General features: G+C 38.1%; 2 protein-coding genes. Both read left to right on the top strand.

Translation table 11 applies throughout. The features are described from left to right. A partial coding sequence (locus WBR57_RS23460) for an NADH-quinone oxidoreductase subunit N (protein WP_424087102.1) occupies positions 1-922 on the top strand: 922 nt, incomplete at its 5' end. Between the two features lie 607 nt (positions 923-1,529). Further along, positions 1,530-1,796 (top strand): NADH-quinone oxidoreductase subunit A, encoded by a 267-nt coding sequence (locus WBR57_RS23455; protein ID WP_424087103.1) that lies wholly within the window; start codon positions 1,530-1,532, stop codon positions 1,794-1,796. Positions 1,797-1,895: the final 99 nt, after the last annotated feature.

Genomic DNA, 1,895 nt, shown 5'->3' with positions numbered 1-1,895 from the left:
AGATAACGTTACACAAGGAGTAATCCTTGGTCTTGTTATCATGACAGTTGGATTCCTATTCAAAATCGCTTCAGCACCATTCCATAACTGGGCTCCTGACGTATACGACGCAGTGCCTACAATCGTTACAACATGGCTTGCTGTAATGCCTAAAATCTCTATCTTCGTTCTACTATTAACACTACACTCATTAACTGAGGGTCTTGGACTTTCAATTGGTGACGTTTATGTTAACGTATGGCAAGCTCTACTATTAGTTTGTTCATTACTGTCACTGATCATCGGTACAGTAGTAGGATTAGCACAATTCCGTATTAAACGGTTACTATCATACAGTACAATTTCACACGTTGGATTCATGTTACTAGCACTTGGTGTTAGTGGTCAAGAGTCAATCGACGCGTTCTTATTCTACTTAATCCAGTACAGTCTAACTAGTGTTAACACATTCTTTATTCTGTTAGCCTTTGGTTACTTAATCCACAGCCAACAATCATCAGGTTCAACACAGAACAACGATGTTCAGTTCATCTCACAATTAAGTGGACAGTTCCGACAGAACCCTATCTTAGCTTTAAGTATGTTACTATGTCTGTTCTCAATGGCAGGAGTTCCACCTTTAGTTGGATTCTTTGCTAAGTACGCTGTTCTATACACAGCTATCCACAATGGTTACTACTTCATTTCAATTGTAGCCATCTTAGCTAGTGTTGTAAGTGCCGCTTACTACTTACGAGTGGTACGTGTAATTTACTTCGACGAGCAACCAGCAGGTGCAGGAAGTCAATCTCCTGAAGTACTATCAAGTGCTCACTGTTACGTAATTGCCGTTCTAACACTATTCTTAGTAGTATTCGCTCTACAACCATCTCTAATCTTAAATAGCACTCAGTTAATGGCGATGTCTATCTATGGTTACTAATGACAATGATCGTTCTGTTTTTCTTCGTTCCAGTTCTAGTAGGTATCCTATTAGCACTTAACGTTCTATTAGCTGTGCACCGACCTGACACAGAGAAGGTAATCCATGTTGCCCTATCACTACGATAGCAATTCTACTAAATACGTGAACTATCTCATTTACTGCCAATTATTGGATACAGTGTAAAGTTTGTTTTATAGAACAAGGATAGAATATGTAGGTAAATTATAATACCTCAGAGACTACATGTAGAAAAATCTTTTGTAATGTTACATTAAAGGTTTATGATATAGTCCAATCCATTCTATATTAGATTGGATAGAACACCTTACGAGTGTGGGTAGAGGTTTTGCCCACAATAATGTTGATACATTAACTAAATCGGGTGAATTGCAAGGAACACTTTTAACTAAAGTCAATTTGCAGCCAATCATATTACAGTGTACTTATCATAGTAGTAATATGCAGGTTCAACGACTAACAGGTGAGCTGCACTAGCAATAATCCTGACACGAGCGCCCGACATCTTCAAGAATTATGAGGATGATGACATAGTCTGATCCTAGTAGTGATACTAGGGGTTGGTTTAAATGACCAACTATAACTTATTGTTAACCCAATTTACGGTCAAGTTCGAGCACCGTTCGCTATCCAGTACTACCTAGTGGGTATCTTGTTCCTAATCTTTGATCTTGAGATTGCTGTTCTATACCCATTAGCCGTTACACTATACCAAGTAACTGCTTACGGATTCTGGATCGCTACTACATTCTTAGTACTATTAACAATCGGTTTCGTATACGAGTACGGAAAAGGAGCTCTTAAGTTCACTGACCACCGTTCTTCAATTAACCGAACACCTATCGAAGCTTAATTTTTATTATTATAATCCCCTTTTCATGATTACCATAAATTAAAGAGTGGTATCTAATCCATATATAGGAGCCTTGACTCCATAGGTCTTCTATGGTAT

It is taken from the genome of Pseudomonas sp. (assembly GCF_049590575.1).
Classification (GTDB): Bacteria; Pseudomonadota; Gammaproteobacteria; order Pseudomonadales; family Pseudomonadaceae; genus Aquipseudomonas.
Note: the sequence above shows the minus strand (reverse complement) of the source record. Positions and strands in the feature narration are given on the sequence as shown.